General features: G+C 40.8%; 11 protein-coding genes. 2 read left to right on the top strand and 9 right to left on the bottom strand.

Annotation, left to right across the window (positions count from 1 at the left end; all coding sequences use genetic code 11):
* The first annotated feature begins 13 nt into the window (after nt 1-13).
* Complete coding sequence (locus ACY2LT_RS05555; RefSeq protein ID WP_491814394.1) at nt 14-325, top strand: Hpt domain-containing protein; 312 nt, start codon at nt 14-16, stop codon at nt 323-325.
* Nucleotides 326-752: 427 nt separating this feature from the next.
* Nucleotides 753-14507 carry a DUF8696 domain-containing protein gene (locus ACY2LT_RS05550; RefSeq protein ID WP_491814393.1) on the top strand — a complete coding sequence of 4585 codons (13755 nt, stop codon included), beginning with the start codon at nt 753-755 and terminating at the stop codon, nt 14505-14507.
* Between the two features lie 163 nt (nt 14508-14670).
* Here ACY2LT_RS05550 and frr read toward each other — a convergent pair whose 3' ends face one another.
* The 9 genes from frr to ACY2LT_RS05505 all read right to left on the bottom strand — a co-directional run bounded on the left by frr (nt 14671) and on the right by ACY2LT_RS05505 (nt 22534).
* Nucleotides 14671-15231 carry a ribosome recycling factor gene (frr, locus tag ACY2LT_RS05545; RefSeq protein WP_491814392.1) on the bottom strand — a complete coding sequence of 187 codons (561 nt, stop codon included), beginning with the start codon at nt 15229-15231 and terminating at the stop codon, nt 14671-14673.
* 11 nt (nt 15232-15242) lie between these two features.
* Nucleotides 15243-15959: a UMP kinase gene (gene pyrH, locus ACY2LT_RS05540; protein WP_491814391.1), complete on the bottom strand. Its 717-nt coding sequence runs from the start codon at nt 15957-15959 to the stop codon at nt 15243-15245.
* Nucleotides 15960-15969: 10 nt separating this feature from the next.
* Nucleotides 15970-16830, bottom strand: a complete 861-nt coding sequence (gene tsf, locus ACY2LT_RS05535) for a translation elongation factor Ts (RefSeq protein ID WP_491814390.1) — start codon at nt 16828-16830, stop codon at nt 15970-15972.
* A 79-nt stretch (nt 16831-16909) separates the two neighbouring features.
* Nucleotides 16910-17812 carry a 30S ribosomal protein S2 gene (rpsB, locus tag ACY2LT_RS05530; protein ID WP_491814389.1) on the bottom strand — a complete coding sequence of 301 codons (903 nt, stop codon included), beginning with the start codon at nt 17810-17812 and terminating at the stop codon, nt 16910-16912.
* Between the two features lie 107 nt (nt 17813-17919).
* The gene (rpsI, locus tag ACY2LT_RS05525) at nt 17920-18306 is read right to left on the bottom strand and encodes a 30S ribosomal protein S9 (RefSeq protein ID WP_491814388.1); all 387 of its coding nucleotides are present in this window, start codon (nt 18304-18306) and stop codon (nt 17920-17922) included.
* 22 nt (nt 18307-18328) lie between these two features.
* Entirely contained in the window at nt 18329-18760 is a 432-nt protein-coding gene (gene rplM, locus ACY2LT_RS05520; RefSeq protein WP_491816782.1) for a 50S ribosomal protein L13, read from the bottom strand.
* Between the two features lie 203 nt (nt 18761-18963).
* Nucleotides 18964-20325, bottom strand: coding sequence for a cell division protein FtsZ (gene ftsZ / locus ACY2LT_RS05515; RefSeq protein WP_491814387.1), 1362 nt, complete (start codon nt 20323-20325; stop codon nt 18964-18966).
* A 32-nt stretch (nt 20326-20357) separates the two neighbouring features.
* Nucleotides 20358-21737, bottom strand: a complete 1380-nt coding sequence (gene ftsA, locus ACY2LT_RS05510) for a cell division protein FtsA (RefSeq protein ID WP_491814386.1) — start codon at nt 21735-21737, stop codon at nt 20358-20360.
* Nucleotides 21738-21745: 8 nt separating this feature from the next.
* The gene (locus tag ACY2LT_RS05505; RefSeq protein WP_491814384.1) at nt 21746-22534 is read right to left on the bottom strand and encodes a cell division protein FtsQ/DivIB; all 789 of its coding nucleotides are present in this window, start codon (nt 22532-22534) and stop codon (nt 21746-21748) included.
* Between the last annotated feature and the right edge of the window lie 324 nt (nt 22535-22858).

The raw sequence follows: 22858 nt of genomic DNA, 5'->3' as shown, positions 1-22858 counted from the left end.
GTGAGGTTGATTTATGAAACTACCTGATGATCCTTTTGTTCTCGAACTGCTTCCTGAATTTGTCGATACCTGGATCTCCGATATCGACGAGCAATATTCCAAACTTGTCGATGAACATAATTCCCAGGACCTTTACCGTCTTGCCCACACTCTCAAAGGCTCTTGCTTTCAGTTCGGGCTCGACGATATTGCCAACCTTGGCATCGAACTTATGGGATACGCCAAAGAAAGCAACTGGGATAAAGCCCGCTCGCTGAAAGAACCTATTCGCAATCTTTTCGTCGAAATGCGAAACTTTTTGGTTGAAAAGGGCATTATTCAGTAATTTTTTTGTAATATTATTTCCGTTGCTATTTGTTTTTTATCATTATTTTTTTAATTTACAGTATTTAGTGAACACATTTTGTTCTTTGTATAGTTTAAGTTAAATTGTGTTTAATTAATTAAAATAAAATTAATTTTTGTTCATTTCAATTTTTTGGGCATAATTTTTAATTGTTTTGTTTATTAATGGGGTTTTTAATTATTACTTGTATGTATGTTAAAATATTGTTTTAGAATTATCGTATAATTAACTTTGTAAAACTAAAAGAGGTTTTTTTGGTTTTTCTTTACTCATATTTATTTAAAGTTGTCCCCGATTTTATTTCTGATAAATTCCTCTTGCCCTGCAAAGGAAATTTCTCTTCCTTCAACGGATTCTTTTTGTCCAAGAATAAATTTGTTTTATCCACAATTTCAGGAGAAACGTTATGAAACGTTTTCTGACGTGCTTCATAGCGACTTTTGCACTTCTGCTTCTGGCAGTGGAAGGCTCGTTTGCCCAAACTGTCCCTTCCGTGCAAGCGCGCTATGTTGCATTCTCTAATATCACAACCTCCCAGGCTAATGCTTCCTGGATTAATGGCAACGGCGCCGGCCGCATCGTTGTCATTAGAACAGACAACACCTGGGACGCTACCAATACGGCTCTGGCTTCCATTACTTCGGCATTTAACGATGTCAATGGTAATCGCACAGATGCTAATATCGAGGAAATTGGTACCACCGGCTCCTACGTCATCGACGTTGTTACCGGTGCCACCCGCGTTTCCAATTTCACTAACCTTACCCCTGGCACTACTTACTATGTAAAAGTTTACGAATTCAATGCAAGCGGGGCTCTTAGAGCATACAAAACTAATGACGGCACTAACAACCCTCGCTCCTTCACTACTACGGGCACTCTTGCCGCTCCTACTATTACGAGCGATAGTATTGTCGTTGATCAAAACAACAATACTGCTCTTATTAAATGGGGCTCTGTATCCGGTGCCTCAGGCTATGCTCTCGATATTCAATACTATGATGGATCTGATTGGCATACACTTCCAGAATACAACAATATAGATGTTGGCAATCTCAATTCCTGGGAAGTTTATTTACCTATCGGGCTTGCCAACAATTACTACCGCGTTCAGCTTCGTGCATATGCTGGTTCTGTTATTTCTTCTAATGCTACTCAAACATTTACTGTTTCCACTTCTATGCCTCCTAAATTCCTTGCCGGCGATGCTCCTTCGCTGCTGGAACTTACCGGCACTAACTCTGGCAACTTCACTCTCACTCTTACTTTCGACCAACCGCTTTATGCTAATGATGACGAAACAGGTAATCTCGTCGCTGCCGATTTCGCTGCTTATGCTCCATCGTCCGGCCCAAGTGCCCATAGCAAAGTCGAAATTACTAGCGCTACTCATACTGCTGGCAGCAACGTCGTTACTCTCAACATCCGCTTCAACGCCCGTGTTGCAGGTAATGAAAAATTCCGCATCGGTCCTGCAAATGCTACTTCCATCTATAGCAGCATCATCGCTCCTGCTGCTACGGGCATCCCAATGGATGTTTCATTGCACTTAACCAAAGGCGGGCAATACTCTGCTGATATCACCTGCCCCACTGCAACCGTGCTGAATATTGATGATAATATTGCTTTCACTACAATTCAGGGTGCAATAGATGCAGGCACTACTGGAGCTGGTGAAACAATCCAACTTAAAGAAAGCACAACATATAGCGAAAATGTAACTGTAAACAAAGCAGTTACAATAACTGATCAAAACACCAACAACGCCGTCATCACCGGCACCTGGACTCTCGGCGATGCCTCCACTGTGGACATTGTTAATAATAATATTAACATTATCGGCTTGACCTTCGCTCCTGCTGGCTCTTCCAGTATTATTGTCGGTGATATTATTTCAACTTCTGGTTCAATAAATATTGATGGCAACACCTTTAATTTAGGTGCTGCTAATAAAACTGGCGTTACTGTTCACGCCCGCAGAGATGAGGCTTATAGTAATAATTTGGATTCTCTCGATATTAGTAGTAATATATTCACCGGTACAAACGGTAATGCTATTAACTTTATTGAGGGCAACCAAAATGCTAATGGTGGCATTACTAGTACTGTAATTTCGGGGAATATTTTCCCAACCTCTGGAGTAATGGCAATCAATTTCCCGGCTGAAGACATTAGTGCCTATGTTAATGTTATTTTCTTAGGTTCGGGCAACACAAACTCCGACGGTATGCTTATCACCTCCAAATATGTTTATAGCCACGCCACTCTTGACGTTTCCGACTACCTCTATTGTGGTATAGCTGTGCTTGGCAATGCTACCACACTGACAGGTGGTACTGCCACTGCTTATGCGGGTGTTAATCAAGCTATCGGCGATGCTCAAAACGATGGCACCGAAACCGTCTTCCTTGGCCAAGGCACCTACACCGAAGCTATTGCACTCAACACAGCAGTAAACCTTGTAGGTAAGGGCGCCAATGCTACAACTGGTACAGTATTGCAAGGAACAGATACTGCAAGCGCAACAGCTGCTGCTTATTCTATTAACAATCTATATTTCGATTACGGTCTTGTAGTTTCTGCTGTGCCAACTGGTGGCTTGACTATCAATAACAATAATTTCCAAATCGGTGCTAACGAATATGGTATTAATGTTACTGACCAGACTGTAACTACTAATTTATCCATAAATAGCAACACCTTTGCTCTGAACGATGCAACTGCTCTCGGAATTAATCTACCAAATAACCAAATCACTTCAACTTTGGCAATTGGTTCCAATACATTCTCTGGCACTGCCGCTGGCAAAGGTATTTACATTTCTACAACAAACGGAACTGGTGCATCCAACGGAACAATTAATATTACTGGCAACACGTTCAATGCCACCGTTGGCGATGCTATCGTTTTCGAAGATGCTGTGAATATCACCTCAAACCCAACTTATCATTTAGGTACAGGCTCAATCAACATATACAACAACGACTTCAGCCAATCGGGTTATGGTATTAAAATAAATGATGTTAATACTTACACAGGCTTCATCGGTGCTACATTGCCAAATACAATTGATTTACATGATGGAACAAACGGCAACACAAACTTCACTTCTGCCGATATCTATGGTGGTGCTTGGTATGATTTAACTGGAACAAGTGCTCTACTCTATCCATCTATCCAAAATGCAGAAAATGCAAACACAGCTGCTACATTATACATTGGCGCCGGCACATACGCAGAAAATGTAACAATCGATGGTACTACTATAACAACAATCACCGGCTATGGCACTCCTTGCGAATTGGCAAGCACAAATTATCTTGAACTTGGTAAAGATTTAACTATCTCCGGCTTCTCTGCAAACGAAGTTCGCCTTGCAACAAATGGACAAATGTCCGACGCTATTGTTGCTGTAAAAGCAAACGGCACAATTAAAATTAATAGCGGTGTAACAACTTCCGACAACGCAACAATTAATAAATCTGTTACTATTACAGAAACAGCTGCATCAGGAACCTACTCCGGACAACTTACAATTGCAACTGGTGGCGTAACTGTTAGCAACCTTGATCTAACAGGCAACCCTGCAATTACAGTTGCACCTACAACAGGTATAACAAACCCAATTGCAATCACTGGCAACACATTTACTCTTGCCAACGGTGGCTATGGTCTCGTTGTTGAAACAGGCAACGCCAACGCCGCAGGCACTGCAGCTTTGAACGTTACCGGCAACTCATTTACTGGTGGCGATGCAACTTCAGCTGCTATTCGCTTCCGCAACCAAACCACTGGCTTTGCTAACTTTACAGGTGTAAATGTTTACGATGGAAATACATTTAACACACCTGGATATAATTTCTATAGAGTTAATGAAAATAATCTCTGTACATATTTACCATCTATCGATGTTAAAAATACAATCAACAATACATATACTACAACTGCAACATTTGGCTTCTACTACAACCCCGCTGCTACAACATTAAGCACATCAACAGAAAGCTTAGTAACAGATTGCACTGCGCCTGCAGCATTTGCAACTGGTGCGGTAACAACTGTTGGCGGAAACGTAGTTGCTGGATTTTTCAATTCAACAAATACACACATCAACGTTGTTGTTCCAATTGCAAACGATGCAAGCCTTGAATACGGTACAATCCAAATTCAAGTGGATAACGATGGCGATGCAAGCTGGGTGAATGTGCCATCAAGCGGGCTCGTAACAATCACATCAGCTGACATCACCAACGGCAACAAAACTATTCAACTTGCAAAAGCTGATTTAGTTTCTTCCAGTGATTTCGATCAAGGCACAAGCATTTCATTCCGTGCTGTAATCACCGACTTTGCAGGCCAAAGCACAAATGGTTCGTCTAGTAGCAATACAATTTATCGTGACGAAACTGCTCCAACTGCTACTCTAAATAGTGCAACTGCTGATAATATTATCAATATTGCCGAAAAAGCATCTGGCTTCAACGTCAACGCTCAGGCAAACGAAAATAACGTTACTCTCTATGTTGTAAATGTTACAGACAATACACCAACTTATTCTAATATAACAACAGTAGGATTTGCATCTGCAAGCGCTCCAACAGCTGGCAATGCAGTAAATATTGCAGTTTCTGCCGGCAATAGTAACATAGTGGACAGCAAAACCTATCGCGTCTTTGCTATGGACCAAGCTGGAAACCTTAGTGCTCAAAGTGGTACATCATTCACAGCTGATCTTACTGCACCTGCAGCTCCAACTAACGTTGTAATTAACGGTGGTAATCCAATCAACAACGCAAACAAAACAACTACAACATTAAGCTTCGAATATGCAGAAGCTGCAAAATATAGCTACACATATACTACTTCTGGTGGTGCAGGCACAGTTTCTGTAACTGATGTTAATGCTACTGGAAGTCCTGTAACTATCAACAATATTGATCTATCAAGTTTAGAAGATGGAACAATTACTGTTAGCGTTACAGTTAAAGATGCCGCTGGCAACGAATCAACTGCTACAACTGATACTGAAATGAAAGATGTTGTTGCTCCAACAGCACCGACAGTTGTAATAAACGGCGGTAACCCAATTAATGCAAGTAATTACACTGCTGTTTCTCTCCAGATTTCTGGTGAAATCGGCACAACTTATTCTTATGCATTCACTCCAAACAATGGAACTCCGGTTACTGGCACTGGAACATTGGATGTTTCTCCAAAAACATTAACAAATATCGATTTAACAAATATTTTAGATAGCACAGTAACTGCTACTGTTACTTTGACTGATGCTGCTGGTAATACCTCCACAGCCGGAACCGATACTGAATTGAAAGACGTCGTTGCTCCTTCTGCATTCACAACCGGCGCAGTCGTTTCCACTGGCGGCAACGTTGTTGCAGATTACTGGAACGCAACCAACACCGGCTTGGATGTTACTGTTCCCGTTGCAAACGATGCAACACTCACTGGCGGAACAATTCAGGTTCAGGCATCCAAAGATGGTGGCACAAACTGGCTAAATCTCGGCTCTGCTTACACAATTGTAGTTGGCGATCTTAACGCAGCTAAAACTCTTTCCTTCACAGAAGCACAATTCGAAGGTCTCGCAGGCTTTGCTGAAGGCGATGTATGGAGCTTCCGCTCTGTTATCACAGACGTTGCAGGTAACTCAACTAATGGCGCAGCCTCTGCAAACACCAAGACAGTTGACCAGGTTGCTCCAACTGCAACACTTGTTTCCGCAACTGCCGACAACGTAATCAACATTGCCGAAAAAGCAGCTGGCTTCAATGTAGTTGCTCAATCCAACGAAGCTACTGGCACATTATATGTTGTTGATATTACAACTAATCCAACTGTAACATATTCCAATATTGGAACAGTTGGCTTTGCAACTGCTGCAGTAGCCGGTGCTAACACAAATACAAACGTTTCAGTTAGTGCTAATAATGCAAATATAATCACTGGCTCTACATACAAAGTATATACAATGGATGCAGCTGGCAACTTATCAGCACCATCCACAGGTTCATTCACTACTGATCTTGTTGCTCCAACAATCACAAGCATCACATCCACAACAGCAGACGGTCTCTACGGCATTGGTGCAAATATCAACTTTACGTTGAACCTGAGCGAAGCAGCTATATTTACAGCAAACAGTGGCAATATCTCGCTCCCAATGGCTTTAGACCAAGGCACCGGTTCTGCAATTCGTAACACTGATGCAGCATCATCCACATCATTAAGCTTAACATATTCCGTTGCAAACGGTCACGAAGCTGCTGATTTAACTCACGGTGCTGGTTCCGCTGTGCTCAATGGTGGTGCTACCTGGACAGATGCTGCTGGTAACCCAGTATCTTTAACATTACCAAATCCAAACGTATTCCAAGGTGCTAAAGCAATTCAAATCGACGGTGTTCCTCCAACATTCACAGTTGATTATTATCTGAACTCAGTTACCGGAATTCCTCTGGGAACAAATCCAACTATTGGAATTGGTAATAATTACTATATCAAGATTACTTCAAGCGAAGAGTTGGAAGCTGCTCCGACTATCTCTATTTCTGGTCTTGATAATGTAACTAATCCAAACAATAATGTATCGGATGCAAATACATTTGTTCACGTTGCTAATACTGTATTCTCATACAACCGCATAGTTGTTGAAACACAAGATAACGGCACAGACGAACTTATCACAATCACAGGTACCGACCTGGCAGGCAACACAGCTACAAATGCAGTTCCTACAAATGCATTCCCAACTGCAACTCCTGCAAACACCGGCAAGCAAGCAAAAGTTGATGGCAAACGCCCGCAACCTGTTATCTCGCTTGCTGCTCCTGTTGATTACACCGATGGTACAAATGATTGGACAAACAATAATCCGATTGCCGTTAATATCAACTATGGCGAAACAGTTCAGAACGTTACAAATTCAGTTATTTCTGTAACTAACGGAACTAAATCCAACTTTGTAAATACTTCTAATACTGTATTTACAGTTGACGTAACTCCAAACCCAACTGCTCAAGGAACAACAGTTACAGTTAGCGTTCCGGAAGGTAATGCCGGCAATCAAATTAAAGATGCTGGTGGCAACTTCGCATACGGAGCTACTAAGTCCATTAAATACGACGGCACTGCTCCAACAACAACCGACAACGTTCCTGCCGCTTGGCAAAATGCTGATATTACAATCACATTCTCGCCAAACGATGGAGTTGGCTCGGGCGTTGCCAAAGTTTACTACACAACTGATGGATCCAATCCAACAACTGCAAGTAACTTTGTAACTTCTGCTCAAAATTATCAAATTACTATTACAACCGATGGTCAATACACAATTAAATACCGTGCAGAAGACAACGTTGGCAACTTAGAAAACGTTGTAACTGCAGCTAACCAGGCTAAATTGGATAAAACTGCTCCAGCAATTGCAGCAGGTACTATCACTGCACCAACAAACGCTACAAAATGGAATGGTGGCAACCACAACATTACTTGGACTTCCGGAAACATCACTGATGCAACAAGTGGCTTAACTGCAACTCCAATTTCGCTCTATTATACCACAAATGCATCAGCTCCTAGCCCAACCTGGACTCTTATTGCAAGCGGTCTTGCTAATAACGGTTCATACACCTGGGATGTTCCGAACACTATCAACTCAACTGATGTAAAAGTTCGTATCGATGCAGTTGATAATGCTAACAATGTTGCTTCTCAGGTAAGCCAAACATTCACAATCGACAATACTCCACCAACTGCAACAATTACAATTACTCCGAACAACAGCCCGCTTCCAAACGGCTACAGCATTAATTATTCTACAGCATTAGTTACAATTGATGCTGATTTCAACGAAAATATGGATCAAACGCTTGCTCCTACATTGACACTTAACACCGAACTTGACAATATTCTCGATGACGAAAATCCAACAGCCGCTTGGCAGTCAGCAACAAAATATCGTTGGGTATTGACAGTTATTGGTGGTGGTTTAGTTAAACTCAACAATACAATCGACGTTACCGGTGCAAAAGATCTTGCTCAAAACACAATGACACCCGCGCAACTTGCCAACGTAAAAGGTGATCAAGTTGCTCCTACTCTAAATCCAGTAACAATTGCATCCAACAATGCTGTAACTCCTGGCGATGGCACAAATGCTGGTTTTGCTAAGGTTGGCGACGACGTAACAGTTGCCTTCAATGCAAGCGAAGTATTGCAAACACCAACTGCAACTATTCATAGCAGTGCAGCAACTGTATCAGGTTCTGGCACAAGCTGGACAGCAGTTCGCACAATGACTTCCGGTGATGTTGATGGTGCAGTTACATTCCAAATCAACTACTCAGACCTTGCAGGCAATGCTGGCACACCTGTTACAGCAGTTACTAACTCATCTTCAATTACATTCGATAAGACTGCTCCTGTAGTTGCAATCACTGCACCTGCAAACAATGCTTATGTAAATGGTACACAAGCTCTCACATTTACAGTAACTGAAATAAATGCTCATCAATCTGAAGCTAAATTTGGTAGTGGCACCTACACTGCTGTTACAAGCGGCGATTTGATTAATACACTCAATGGTTGGACTGCCGCAGCTGAAGTTGTCAACTCAATAGACGTTCGCCATACAGATAAAGCTGGAAACGTTGGCACAGCATCAATCAACGTTACCAAAGACGTTACTGCTCCAACTATTGTTTCCATCACTCGTGGCAACGTAACCAATGGTGATAATACAAACAAAATAACTAACGATGATGTAGTTACATTCACCGTTACATTCAGCGAAGACGTCCAAAACTTCGATGCAACTGACGTTACACTAAATAAAACTGGCACAATCAATACACCTGACATTACTGTAAGCGGTGCTGGTACGACTTACACAGTAACAGTTGGTCAAAACACAAACATCACTGGCGATGGCACTCTCGGCATCACAGTTAATGTATCCAACATTACTGACCTTGCAGCAAATGCTCTTGCAAGCAGCTCGACAAGTGCAACCTTCACAATCGACAACACTCCACCTACTGTTGCAAATGTTGTTAATAACTGCAACAACAGTCCGGTTAGTGGTTATCTATACAACCAGGCAGCACAAATTACATTCAGCGAAGGTGTTTACACCAATAGCAATGCATCAGGTGCTTTAGTTAATGCTGACTTGAATATTACTTCAAGCGGTGGCAATGCTACATTGCAAAGCTGGAATGTAATCAGTGGTTCTCATACTGCTGGTGGTACAACACTTAACATTACTACAAACTGGAACGGTACAATCCTTGGTAGTGAACAATTACGCGCTGATGCTGCAACTGCTGCATCAATCTACGACCAGGCTGGTAATGCAATGGCTGTTGCCGGCGCTAACCAGGGCGGTCCTAACCCACCAAAGAACTGGGATTACACAAAAGCACAAATTGTTATTCTAACTCAACCAGTTGATGCAACAACTTGCGAAACAGGTTCTGCTCAATTCACTACTTCTGCTCAAGGTGGTTTGTCTGTTGCTTATCAGTGGCAATACCACGATGGAACAAACTGGGTTGATTTGACAAACACAACAATAGACGGCGCTACTTTCAGTGGTGCAACTACTTCACAACTTACAATTACTAATCCACCTTACAGCAATTGGAATGGCAAGCAATTCCGTTGCAACGTTACAAATGATTGCGGCAACCAGCCGACAAACACTGTTACTCTAACAGTTAATCCAAATGTTGCAATTCAAACTCAACCAAGCAACCAACAAGCTTGCTACGGCTCAGTTAATGCTACATTCTCAGTGGTTGCAGGTGGCACTGGTCCTTACACATATCAATGGGAAGTTTACGATGGATCCAATTGGGTTAATGCTGCTAATGGCACACCAGCAAACGCTACATATACAGGTGCTACAACTGCTAACTTGAATGTATCGGGCAACATTGCTGTTGGAACTTACCAATACCGTGTTGTTGTAGGTGGTGGCTGCGGCGCTCCTGTAACTTCAAATACTGTTACATTAACAGTTAATTCAGTTCCAAATGCTGGTCTTACTGTCCAGGCTCAAGATACAACAGTATGTACCGGTTCAGGAACAAATATTCAGGTAGTCAATAGCGAAAATGGCGTAAGTTACCAATTGCGTGTAGGTACAACTCCGGTTGGTACACCTGTAACTGGCAATGGTTCCACAATCAATCTGCCAACAGGAAACTTAACTTCAACTACTACATTCAACGTTCTTGCTACAAATGCAAACTGTCCGGTACAACTCACTCAAACTGCAACAGTTACGGTAGAAGATACACCCGTTAACCCAACATTGGCAACTGCAACACCAACATCCGGTTCTACAGTTTGCCAAGGTTCTACTGTTTCAGCTACATTCAACGCCGGTAGCGGTGGCAGTGTAGATGAATTCCGTTATTCATTGGATAATGGTTCAAGCTGGTCAACATACACTCCAGGCAACAACCTGACAGTTGACACGCAAACAGTGCTCATCCAAGGTCGCAGAAATGCAGTTGCTTGCACTCCTGGTACCTGGACAACTCTTGCAACATGGAACGTAGAACTTACACCTGTTGCTTCAACTCTCAATAAATCACCTAACACAGCAGCAGTTTGTGCTGGCACAAACGTTAGTGCAACACTCAATACTGCTGGAGCCGGTGGAAATGGAACTGATACATATGAATACAGAACTAAAGTAAGTGGCAACTGGGGTAGCTGGCAAGCTTACACTCTCGGCAATAACATTGGCACTACTGGTGTAGAAGAAGTAGAAATTCGTGCAACACGCAATGCAAATGTCTGCACTCCTGCTTCCAACACTTACAGCTGGACAGTTAACCCACTACCAACTGCAACTATCAGTGGCACAACTCCGGCTTGCCAGAACACATTACTCACTGCCACTACAAACGCTTCAAGCCCGTCTTATCAATGGAAACTCAACACCAATAACATTATTGGCGCTACAAATTCAACATACACAGCAACAGCATCCGGAAACTATACAGTTGTTGTTACTGATGGTGTAACTGGCTGTTCTTACGAATCTGCTCCTTATGCAGTTCAAATAGATGCATTGCCTAACGTTTACACTGTTTCCGGTGGTCCATATTGTTCCGGATCGAATATAGCTGTCAATTTGTCCGGCTCACAAAATGGAGTTACTTACCTCGTTAAATTAGGAACATCTACCGTTGCAAGTCAAGTTGGTGATGGTAATCCTCTCAGCATTCCAGTAACATCAGCTGCTGCTGGCACATATACAGTCGAAGCAGTAAATGGCACTTGCACTCAGGCAATGACTGGTAATGTTCTAGTAAATCCAGCTCCAACAGCAAATGCTGGTGCTTCAACTACAACTTGCGGCACAACTCCTGTTAATGTTAGCGATGCGAATGCAACTAACTACACAAGCTTGCTCTGGACACACAATGGTGCTGGTTCTCTCACAAACGCTACTACTTTAACTCCAACATACACACCAGCTGTAGGTGATTATGGAAATGTAGTTACTCTGACATTAACAGTTACAGGTCAAACTGGTTGCTCAAATGCTCAGTCCACTAAACTCGTTACAGTTTATCCGCCAACACCAAATGTACCAAATGTTACTTCATCCAATGGTTCAAGCTTCTGTGATGTTGCTAATACAACCCTTACAGCTTCTTCCTCTGGTGCAACCGGCTACACTTGGTATAGCGACGCTGGACTCACCAACCAAATTGGTACTGGCGCTACTTACACTGTAACTAACCTGAATACAACTACTACTTATTATGTAACTGCTACAAATTCTTGCGGTACTTCTGCTGCAGGTTCATTCACTGTTACTGTTAATGCTTCACCAGCAGCTCCGACAATTACTGGCAATACATCAGTTTGTGCTGGTGCAACAGGCGTTACTTATTCCACTGGTACATATAGTTCATACAACTGGACTGTAACAAATGGTACTATTACTGCTGGTCAGGGTACAAACACAATAACAGTTACCTGGAGCAACACTCCTGGCACAGGCAATGTTGCTGTTGCAATTACTGATGCTAATGGTTGCTCTGCAAATAATAGCACAAACGTTACAATCAACGCTCTGCCTACACCTTCTATTAGCGGTTCAAATACAGTTAATATTAATACTGATTTAGTATTAACATCAACTAATGCATATAATGCATATCTATGGACTGCAACTGGTAGCCCGACAATCACTAATGGAACTTCACAGTCCGCTACATTCAATTGGTCAAGTGCTGGTTCTTATGTCGTTACATTAACTGTAACAGATGCAAACGGCTGCCAGAATTCAACTACTCACAATGTTACTGTTAATGCTACTCAGGCTCCGGTTATTACTGGTAATCCAAACAACGCAACATCCTGCGATCCAGGTACTGCTCAATTCTCTGTAACTTCCGTAAGTGGTCTTCCTACGCCTACTCTTGAATGGCAAGTATCCACTGATAATGGAAATAATTGGAGTGCTGTAAGCGGTCCTGATTACAACGGTGCTAATACAACTACATTGACAGTAAATAATGTTACTGGTAAGCACGGTTATCAATATAGACTGTATGCTTACAACGGTATTTCTCCTGATGCATATTCTAATGCTGCTACTCTTACAATTACAACTCCTGTAACTCCAACTGTTACAATAGCTTCATCTGACGTTGATAATGAATTCTGTGCTGGCACAAGCGTTACATTCACTGCAACAGTGAACAATACTGGTGGTGGAACAGTTGCTTATCAATGGAAGCTCAATGGTAATGATGTTGGATCTAACCAAAATACATATACTACCAACACACTTGCAAATAACGACCAAGTATGGGTTGTAATTACAATCACCGGCGGTTGCGTAACTACTAACACTGCTACTTCAAACACAATAACTAATACAGTTCTCTCTGTTCCTGCTCAGCCAAGTGCAATCAGTGGCAATACAACAGTATGCCAGACCGAAACAGGCGTTGCTTATTCAGTAACTCCGGTAACTGGTGTAACCTACACTTGGTCATACAGCGGAACAGGAGCAACAATCAACAACAATGGCAACGCATCAATTACAATTGACTTTGCAGCTAATGCTACAAGCGGTACATTATCTGTTACACCATCGAACTCTTGTGGCAACGGAACTGCTCAGACATTAGCTATAACAGTTAATACATTGCCAACTGTTACTGCTCATCCGCAAAATACATCAGCAGCTGAAGGTTCTAACGCTACATTCACCGTTACAGCAACTGGCGGCACACTCTCATATCAGTGGCAGGAAAACGATGGAAACGGTTGGAATGATATTGCTGGTGCAACAACATCTACACTCACACTAAACAGTGTAACAGCATCAATGGATGGCTACCAGTACAGAGCTGTTATAACAAACAACTGCGGTAGTCAAAACTCAAATGCTGCAACTCTTACATTACTTGCTGCAACTCCAACTCAACAACCATCGTTCACACTTTCTTCATCCAAGACATCTATCAGCGTCGCTAGTATAACACCACCAACTACTCCGACTGCAACAGGTATGTTTAGATTGTTCCTCGCAATCCAAGGCGGTGGCTCACCTACACAGAACCCAGTCAATGGAAACAGCTATGGTGCAAACTCAGATTGGACATTTGCTCCTGTTCTTGGCAATGGTAGAGTAGTAAGCGATGGCAGTGTAACATCATTCTCGATAATTAATGTGCCAAGCAATACTTTATTCCGCATCATTGCATACGGCTACAACCAGATTGGTTCAAACGTATCATCGAGAGTATACAATACAACGTTAGGTGCAGATAACAACAAGACAGTTAAGACCAAGCTAAAGGAAGCATTCGAAGATGAGGTAATCAGCGGAACAACATTTGATGTAAGCCGCGTAGCACCGAACCCGGTATCGAACGAGATGTATTTGGATGTAATTGGCGGAAACGCAACTGCATACACATTCGAACTATACAATTCAGTAGGCGAACGAGTATTCACACGAGTAATGGAACTTCCGGCAGGTAGAAACGAAGTAGTGCTTTCGGTACAGAATGCAGCAGGAGTTCTGCCAGCAGGAGTATACAACTTACGAGTTCACAACGGTTCAGAGTACATTGACCAACGCATAGTGATTATGCCATAACGCATATGCTATCTCATACAATAGACAAGAAGGTTGCCTCTTAGGCAGCCTTCTTTTTTTGTTACAGATTATCGGTAATCTTAATGCGATGAATTATTGAGGTGCTAAAACAAAAAAAAGCCGCCTCGCAAAGAGACGGCTTTTCGTTTAAAACTTACAAATACTAATTATCCATTAGTTCTTTTTCTTTGTTAGCAAGAAAATCATCTATTTCCTTTATAGAATTATCGGTGATTTTCTGAATTTCGTCTTCTGCTCTCTTGCGTTCATCTTCTGAACACTCTTTATTCTTTTCCATCTTTTTTAGTGCTTCGTTGCTATCACGACGCACATTACGAACAGCAATACGCCCATCTTCAGCAAACTTTTTGCACATTTTCACAAATTCTTTGCGACGTTCTTCTGTAAGTGGCGGAACAGGTATTCTGATAATAGTTCCGTCATTTTGCGGATTAAAACCTAAATCAGCCATTCGAATTGCTTTTTCTATGTTTGTTAGAGCAGTTCTATCAAATGGCTGAACAATTATTGTTCTTGCATCTGGAACAGAAATAGAAGCACCCTGAGCCAAAGGTGTCGGAGCACCATAATACTCGAATGTAATCCCATCAAGCAACGATGCAGTTGCACGTCCCGAGCGAACCTTTGAGATTTGGCTCTTACAGAATTCAACTGCACGCTTCATTTCTGCTTTTGATTTATCAATAAGTTCTTTCGTTGTCATACACAAGCTCCTTATTCATTGGAGATAATTGTACCAAGTTCGGCACCCTGAATAATTTTCAGGAAATTACCTTTCACATTAATATTGAAGACTTTGATAGGTAAATTGTTCTCGTGGCATAAAGTAATAGCTGTGTGGTCCATTACTTTCAAATCCTGCGAAATCACATCACGAAACGAAAGCGAGTCGAACATCACTGCATTTGAATTTTTTTCAGGGTCGCAGTCAAATACACCATCAACCCGCGTTCCCTTCAATATTAGTTCAGCCTCGATTTCAATAGCGCGTAAAACTGCCGCAGTGTCTGTCGTGAAATATGGGTTGCCTGTTCCGGCACCAAATATCACTACACGCCCTTTTTCAAGATGCCTGATAGCACGGCGACGTATTACAGGTTCGGCAATTTGTTCCATTTTTATCGCAGTCTGAAGCCTCGTTGGCACTCCAAGAGCCTCCAATGCATTTTGAAATGCAATTGAATTAATTACAGTCGCAAGCATACCCATCTGGTCGCCCGAGACTTTATGGATACCGTGAGCAGCAGCCTGAATACCGCGGAAAATATTGCCACCACCTATAACAATACCTATCTGCACACCTAAACGGTGAACCTCATATATTTCTTCGGCAAAGCTTTTCAGAACGTCAGGGTCGATACCAAACTGACGTTCTCCCATCAAAGCTTCCCCACTTAATTTTAATAATACTCTTTTATACTTTGTTTCCATATTCAGATTATTAGTTCTTTTCACCTAATAAATAGCGACGGAAACTTAATATTGTTACATCATTGCCAATCAGGTTTGAAATTTCTTTCAAAACATCGGCAACAGTTTTATTTGCATCCTTCACAAACGATTGTTCAATAAGGCACTGTTCTTGATAGAATTTTTCGAGCTTGCCGACAGCTATTCTTTCAGCTATGTCTGCAGGTTTTCCACTGTCTACTGCTTGCTGCACATAAATTTCTTTTTCTTTATCAAGAGTTGCTTGGTCTACATCATTACGGGAAATGAATTGAGGATTCATTGCTGCAATTTGCATCGCTATATCACGTAGCAAAGCGTAGGCTTCTTCATTAAAATTAGGAGCAGATGCTTCTATCACAACAGCAAGTTTATTCCCAGCGTGATTATAAGTTGCTATAGTGCCATTTGACTTAATACGTTCGAAACGGCTAACACCGATTTTTTCTCCGAATTTTGCTAATATCTCGTTGTGAATGCCTTCAATTGTATCTTCACCAACATTGATTTTCATAAGCTCGTCTAAGTTATTAATCTCGTTTTCAATCAATGCATCAGCAATTTTATTTACGTAGCTTTCAAACTCAGCATTACGAGCAACAAAGTCTGTTTCGCAATTTACTTCAACAATTGCTGCAAGCTTGCGGTCGTCCGATAGACGGGTAGCAATAATACCTTCGCTTGCAACTCTATCAGCTCTTTTTGCAGCAGATGCAGCACCTTTTTTACGTAAAATCTCGATTGCTTCATCCATCGATCCATTTGCATCTACAAGAGCCTTTTTGCAATCTGCCATACCTGCGCCTGTCTTATCGCGAAGGGTTTTAACCATTTGAGCAGTAATTTCAGCCATATTAATTATCTATAAAAAGTTAAACATATTTCAATTACAAAAAAAGGGGGACATTCAGCGTCCCCCGAAATATTTATTTTTACTCATTTGTTTCTGTCGATGATTGGGACGTTTCTACATTTTCAGTAGAATTTTCCGGCTTTTCGTTTTCCTTAATTCTTGGGCGTTTTGGTCCCTGACCGGGAACTTTTCTTTCACGCATACGTGGACGAACCACTGCGGCTTCTTCTTCTAATTCATTTTCTTTTGCAAAACGATCAGCTTCGGCATTTAGTTCTGCTGCGTGAATACGCGCTATTTTTGTGCCTTCCAAAACAGCATCAGCCATCACTTTTGTGATAAGCTCAATTGTTTTTACTGAATCGTCGTTTGCAGGAATTGGGAAATCTACCATATCCGGATCACAGTTTGTATCTACTATAGCAATTACAGGGATACCAAGTATCTTTGCTTCTTTGATTGCTATATGTTCTTTCTTTATATCAACAACAAACAAAGCACCAGGAAGGCGAGTCATTGTTTCGATACCACCAAACACCTTACGCAAACGATCGCGTTCACGCAAAATAAGCAAGCGTTCTTTCTTGGTGATTTTTTCGAATGTGCCATCGACTTCCATTTTGTCAAGTTGTGCAAGTCTCTTGATACTCTTGCGAATTGTAGCAAAGTTTGTAAGCATTCCACCAAGCCAGCGTTCAGAAACATAGTTCATTCCGGCTCGTGTTGCTTCATCTTGGATAACTTGTTTTGCTTGTGGCTTAGTCCCGACAAATAGCACTACACGCCCTTTGCTTGCAATATCAAATATTGCCTGACGTGCATAATCAATGAGAATTTGGGTCTTTCTTAGGTCAATGATATGAATATCATTTTTTTCATTGAAGATAAACTTACTCATTTTGGGATTCCAGCGGCGGGTCAGATGTCCAAAATGAGCACCTGCTTCAAGCAGGTTTTCGATAGAAACATAATGTTTTGACATTAGAACTCCAAAATTATAAATGTTAAACATCTGCACCTTTCATCTTGGCGTCCGAAACTTAATAAGCCACACGGAGCCAATCGAGGCACATGGTAAAATAAAAAATACTAACGTTTTGAGAATTGGAAGCGTTTGCGAGCTTTCTTCTGACCATATTTCTTGCGTTCCACCATACGTGGGTCGCGTGTCAAAAGTTCATACTCGCGTAGCTTTCCGCGCAACTGTTCGTCATATTCGACAAGCGCTCTGGCAATACCAAGACGAATAGCACCGCTTTGACCTGTTAGCCCACCACCACGTACATTTACAAACACATCAAACTTCCCGATGTTGTCTGTAACTTGAAGTGGACTTAAAGCGTGAATTCGCCACACTTCTACAGGAAAATAGTCGTCAATCGTTCTTTTATTGATCAACACTTTTCCTGTTCCGCTTACCAAACGCACCTGTGCAACTGACGTTTTTCTTCTACCTGTGGCGCTATAAACTTTCATTCAAACTCCAAACTTATAAAAATTAATATTTTAATTTAAGCTCTTTTGGCATTTGAGCTAAATGTGGATGTTCGCTGCCAGCATAGACTTTTAATTTTTTAATGATTTTTCTTCCAAGTCTATTTTTCGGAAGCATTCCACGCACAGCGTGTTCTACAACAAATGTAGGATTAGTTTGTATCAACTGCTTAAATGAACGAGTTATTTGACCACCGGGATAGCCCGTATGATGCTTATACTCTTTCATTTCGGCACGCTTTCCTTCGAAAACAACCTTATCAGCGTTGATTACAATTACAAAATCCCCAGTGTCGATATGAGGAGTAAACAAGGGCTTATTCTTTCCGCGAAGAATAGCTGCTACCTGACTTGCGAGACGCCCTACAGTCATTCCTGTGGCATCTACACACCACCAATCGCGAGCGATTTCTTCATTTTTTGCGGATATCGTTATTTTAGCTGAGGGTTCCAATTCCCTACGCTCCTTAATTTATTATTAAATCAATACAATAAACACAATTTTCCATAATAAAGATTACAAAAATAGTTTATTTTTACTTATTAAGCAAATGAATTTTTTCAACTATCTGATTGAAAAATAAATAAAAAAACAGGGATTATTTTTCTAATCCCTGTTGCAATTCTGGGTAATTATGATTAAATATCAGTTAGTTTTCTTATAAATGCCGATGATGTTATCTTGGCTTGAAGCACATCATTGGTCGAAAAAGTCGAAAAATTATTTGCTGCCTGCGGAACTGTATTATCAGTTTCGTTAATTATCGTATTCCCGGTTGAACTATATGTCGGTCCTGTGCGTCTCAAATATGCTGGTTCATCATATTCTTTCAGCTTCTTCTCGCCCTTAGGACTTGATTCCGGAATTTCACGAAACTTCGGAACTATAGGTGTTCCGTGTGGTCGAACTGGTGATGGTTTCGTTACAGTAACTCCTCCCATTACAGGGACTGAACGCGAAGGCTGTGCTTTAATTTCAGTCTTTACTACTTTCCCGAAAATATCTGTTTGCTCAATGTTCTTTGTCGAAGCGTCAGACTTTTTTTCGTTTTTTGGGAAACCTGTTGCTACAACAGTAACGCTAATCTGGTCGGACATATCTGGATTAAGAACCACTCCGTGTATTAGATTTACATCGTCTCCCGCAGCCTGTTGGACAATCGAAACTGCTTCGCTTATTTCATGCATTCCCATATCCAAACCACCGGTAATATTGATGAGCACACCCTTTGCGCCGGCAATTGATATACCATCAAGTAACGGCGAATTCAATGCTTGCTTGGTTGCCTCTACTGCACGGTTTTCTCCCGATGCTGTCCCAATACCCATCAAGGCATCTCCCATTCCTTTCATAATTGTCCGGACATCAGCAAAATCCACATTTACTACACCGTAATTAGTAATAATATCAGCAATACCACGCGTAGCATTATACAGAACTTCGTCCACTTTCATAAATGCTTCCTGGAACGAAGTTTTCTTATCGATAATTTCCAAAACTCGTTGGTTAGGTATAACAATAAGTGCATCCACATATTGACGTAGCTCTTCAATTCCTTGCAATGCTACTTCAATACGACGCTTTCCCTCCCAATCAAAAGGCTTCGTAACTATACCAACAACCAACGAGCCCATTTCCTGCGCAACTTTTGCTACTGTTGGAGCAGCACCAGTACCGGTTCCGCCACCCATCCCGGCAGTGATAAATACCATATCACTACCTTTTAAAGTGTCTTTTATCGTTTCAACGGCGCTTTCGACGGCTTTCCTTGCAACATCAGGATTTGCCCCGGCTCCCAGACCAGTTCCGAGCTGTATCTTAATTTTAGATTTGTTGTGTTGCAAAGCTTGGCTATCGGTATTTGCTGCAATGAAATCAACGCCTGATAAACCTTTGTTTATCATATTGTTGATTGCATTGCCTCCTCCGCCACCTATACCAACAACTTTAATCTTTGCGTCACCGGTCAGGTTTGAAGAAGTATCCAGTTCAATTGTCATAATTTTTCCTTATATATTTTTAAAACTAATAATCAAAGTTCTTCAAAAAAGTTCTTTATTTTCTTGAATACTGAACTTTTATCAGATTTTTCCTTTTTTGTATCTGTTTTAACGTTCTCATTATTTTCTTTTTCAGCTTTTTGTTCCTTTTCATTTATCTTTTCTTCCGAAGCAGCATCAACTTGATTTATTCTGCTTTCAAGAATTGAATGGTCAATAGTTTCAACATAACTGCCCGAACCATCAAGCCCCAACAGAGCCAATCCAACTGCTGTCGAATATACCGGGCTTTCAACTTCTGTTGCAAGTCCTGTATATGTCATTCCCGACGGATAACCGATTTTTACAGGCATACCGAATACAGCAGAAGCAAGCTCGTCTGCACCTCTGATTAAACTGTTTCCGCCGGTAATAACTACACCAGCACCTAATCTATGTTCATATCCTGATTTTCTGATTTCAGCAAGTGCAAATTCAAAAATTTCTTCCATTCTTGGCTGTATTATTCTGCAAAGCTGTCGTTTTGAAACTTCCATTGGCTTGCGTCCAGCTATTCCGGGAATCATTATGATTTCATCTTTCATTATCGAATCTTCAAAGCAATGCCCATACTCCCGTTTTATTCTCTCAGCTTGCGATGCTACAATTCCCAAAACCTTACGAATATCGTCTGTTACTTGCTTGCCTGCAACGCCAAATACAGCTGTATATCTAATTATATCTTCTTCGAATATTGCAATATCTGTTGTTCCTCCGCCAATATCAATTAATGCAACGCCAACCTCTTTTTCTTCTGGTGTCAGTATTGCTTGACTGCTTGCGAGCGGTTCCAAAACTATTTTCTTTACACGAAGTCCGGCACGTTCAACGCATCGATGTATGTTTGTAATAGCTGTTGTCAGTCCTGTAACAATATGAACTTTTGCTTCCATCCGCACACCGCTCATACCAACCGGGTCGTGAATCCCATCCTGTCCGTCGATGATAAATTCCTGAGGAATAATATGCAAAATTGTTCTATCTGCTGGGATAGCAAAATTCCGGGTGTCGTCGAGCAATCTGTCCACATCGCTTTTCGAAATTTCCCTTGTCGGATTTGATATCCCAACTATTCCCGATGTCTGAAATGATTCTATATGGTCGCCCGCAATTCCTACAACTACTTCCTCGATTTTTATTCCCGACTGTTGCTCTGCTTGTTGAACTGCTGCTTTTATTGATTTTACCGTTCTATCAATATTAACAACAACTCCACGATTTAATCCCTCTGATTCAATTATACCAAATCCAAGTATTTTCAGTGTCTTAGTAGAATAATCGTTTGCTGCAACCAACGCACAAAGCTTTGTTGTTCCAATATCTAAACCAACTGTTATTTCACTACCACTTTTATTTTGTTCATTTGTTATCATATAGTTCCTTATATATTATTTTTTATTATTACTCTGTTTTTCCATCGAACATCTATATAAGAAAAATCTTTTTTCCCATTATATTGAAGATCATATTTCAGATAATCATGTAAATTCATGATTTTATCTTCAATATCCTCTGTGCCTCCGAAAATGATTTTCTTAGTATCATCAGATGTATATAATATAAATTCTCTTGAATCTCTCGAATAATGTATTTCTGAAATCAGACTTATCAATAATGAATTCGAGTTAGAACGAATATGGTTTATTATATCAATGGAGCTACGAAGAGCCGTCGTATCCAGCAGTTCGTCCTTATAAACGCCCGTTATTATTGGTATATCAAGATTTGTATTGAATAATCGATAGGGGAGAATAGAATAATCATACGAAACGTATCTCATCTTTCCGTAATTATCAACTAATAGTGCTATTGGCTGCTTTTCTTTTACCTCAATAGTAAGCGAGTTAATGCCTTCGCTCAGATAAGTGTTCTCTATGAAAGGATTTTGTCGCAGTCTTTTTGCAAGCTCTGCATAGTTTATTTCATTTTTCGGGCGATTAATTATTGGAGCGTCCTGTATTTCAGCTTTTACCTCTGCCGGTGTCAAAAATGATGTGCCAACAATTGAGATTTGATGAATAGGTTGGTTGGAATTCCACAATTGGGCAAGAAAAATTAGAAGTGCAAATATGGCGAGTACTACCGACAATCGTAATAGAAGCTTTGGACGTGCCACCTTCTTCTTACTTAATTCCCCCAGAAATTTTACTATTTTCTTTACTACTTTCATTCCCTTTTATGAATATTTGCTTGCCTTTATTCTTTAATTTCTGCGTAAGTTTTGTTTTTTTCAAAATAATAACTTCTTCTAAGTAAAATTATTAATTTGACTACTTACTTTTCAGAAATATAAAGAACAAACAGTATCAAGCGTTTTGAGTAATTTGGGAAAGTATAGCGGATAGCGATATACCTTCCTCATTATGCTGCTTATGATTAATATCTTACGACAAAGATAAATTACTTTTAGATAACAAACAAGAAAAATATTACTGAAAAAATGAATTTAATATTAAAATATTTTCATTTTGTTGAAATAAAATATATTTACATT

The organism is Eximiradius proteiniborus (assembly GCF_058546985.1).
This window is presented reverse-complemented; position numbering and strand designations above follow the sequence as displayed.

What these genes read in the sequence shown, in the direction of transcription:
- ACY2LT_RS05555 (WP_491814394.1), top strand. Translation starts at nt 14, where the DNA reads ATGAAACTACCTGATGATCCTTTTGTTCTCGAACTGCTTCCTGAATTT.
- ACY2LT_RS05550 (WP_491814393.1), top strand. Translation starts at nt 753, where the DNA reads ATGAAACGTTTTCTGACGTGCTTCATAGCGACTTTTGCACTTCTGCTT.
- frr (WP_491814392.1), bottom strand. Translation starts at nt 15,231, where the DNA reads ATGACAACGAAAGAACTTATTGATAAATCAAAAGCAGAAATGAAGCGT.
- pyrH (WP_491814391.1), bottom strand. Translation starts at nt 15,959, where the DNA reads ATGGAAACAAAGTATAAAAGAGTATTATTAAAATTAAGTGGGGAAGCT.
- tsf (WP_491814390.1), bottom strand. Translation starts at nt 16,830, where the DNA reads ATGGCTGAAATTACTGCTCAAATGGTTAAAACCCTTCGCGATAAGACA.
- rpsB (WP_491814389.1), bottom strand. Translation starts at nt 17,812, where the DNA reads ATGTCAAAACATTATGTTTCTATCGAAAACCTGCTTGAAGCAGGTGCT.
- rpsI (WP_491814388.1), bottom strand. Translation starts at nt 18,306, where the DNA reads ATGAAAGTTTATAGCGCCACAGGTAGAAGAAAAACGTCAGTTGCACAG.
- ftsZ (WP_491814387.1), bottom strand. Translation starts at nt 20,325, where the DNA reads ATGACAATTGAACTGGATACTTCTTCAAACCTGACCGGTGACGCAAAG.
- ftsA (WP_491814386.1), bottom strand. Translation starts at nt 21,737, where the DNA reads ATGATAACAAATGAACAAAATAAAAGTGGTAGTGAAATAACAGTTGGT.
- ACY2LT_RS05505 (WP_491814384.1), bottom strand. Translation starts at nt 22,534, where the DNA reads ATGAAAGTAGTAAAGAAAATAGTAAAATTTCTGGGGGAATTAAGTAAG.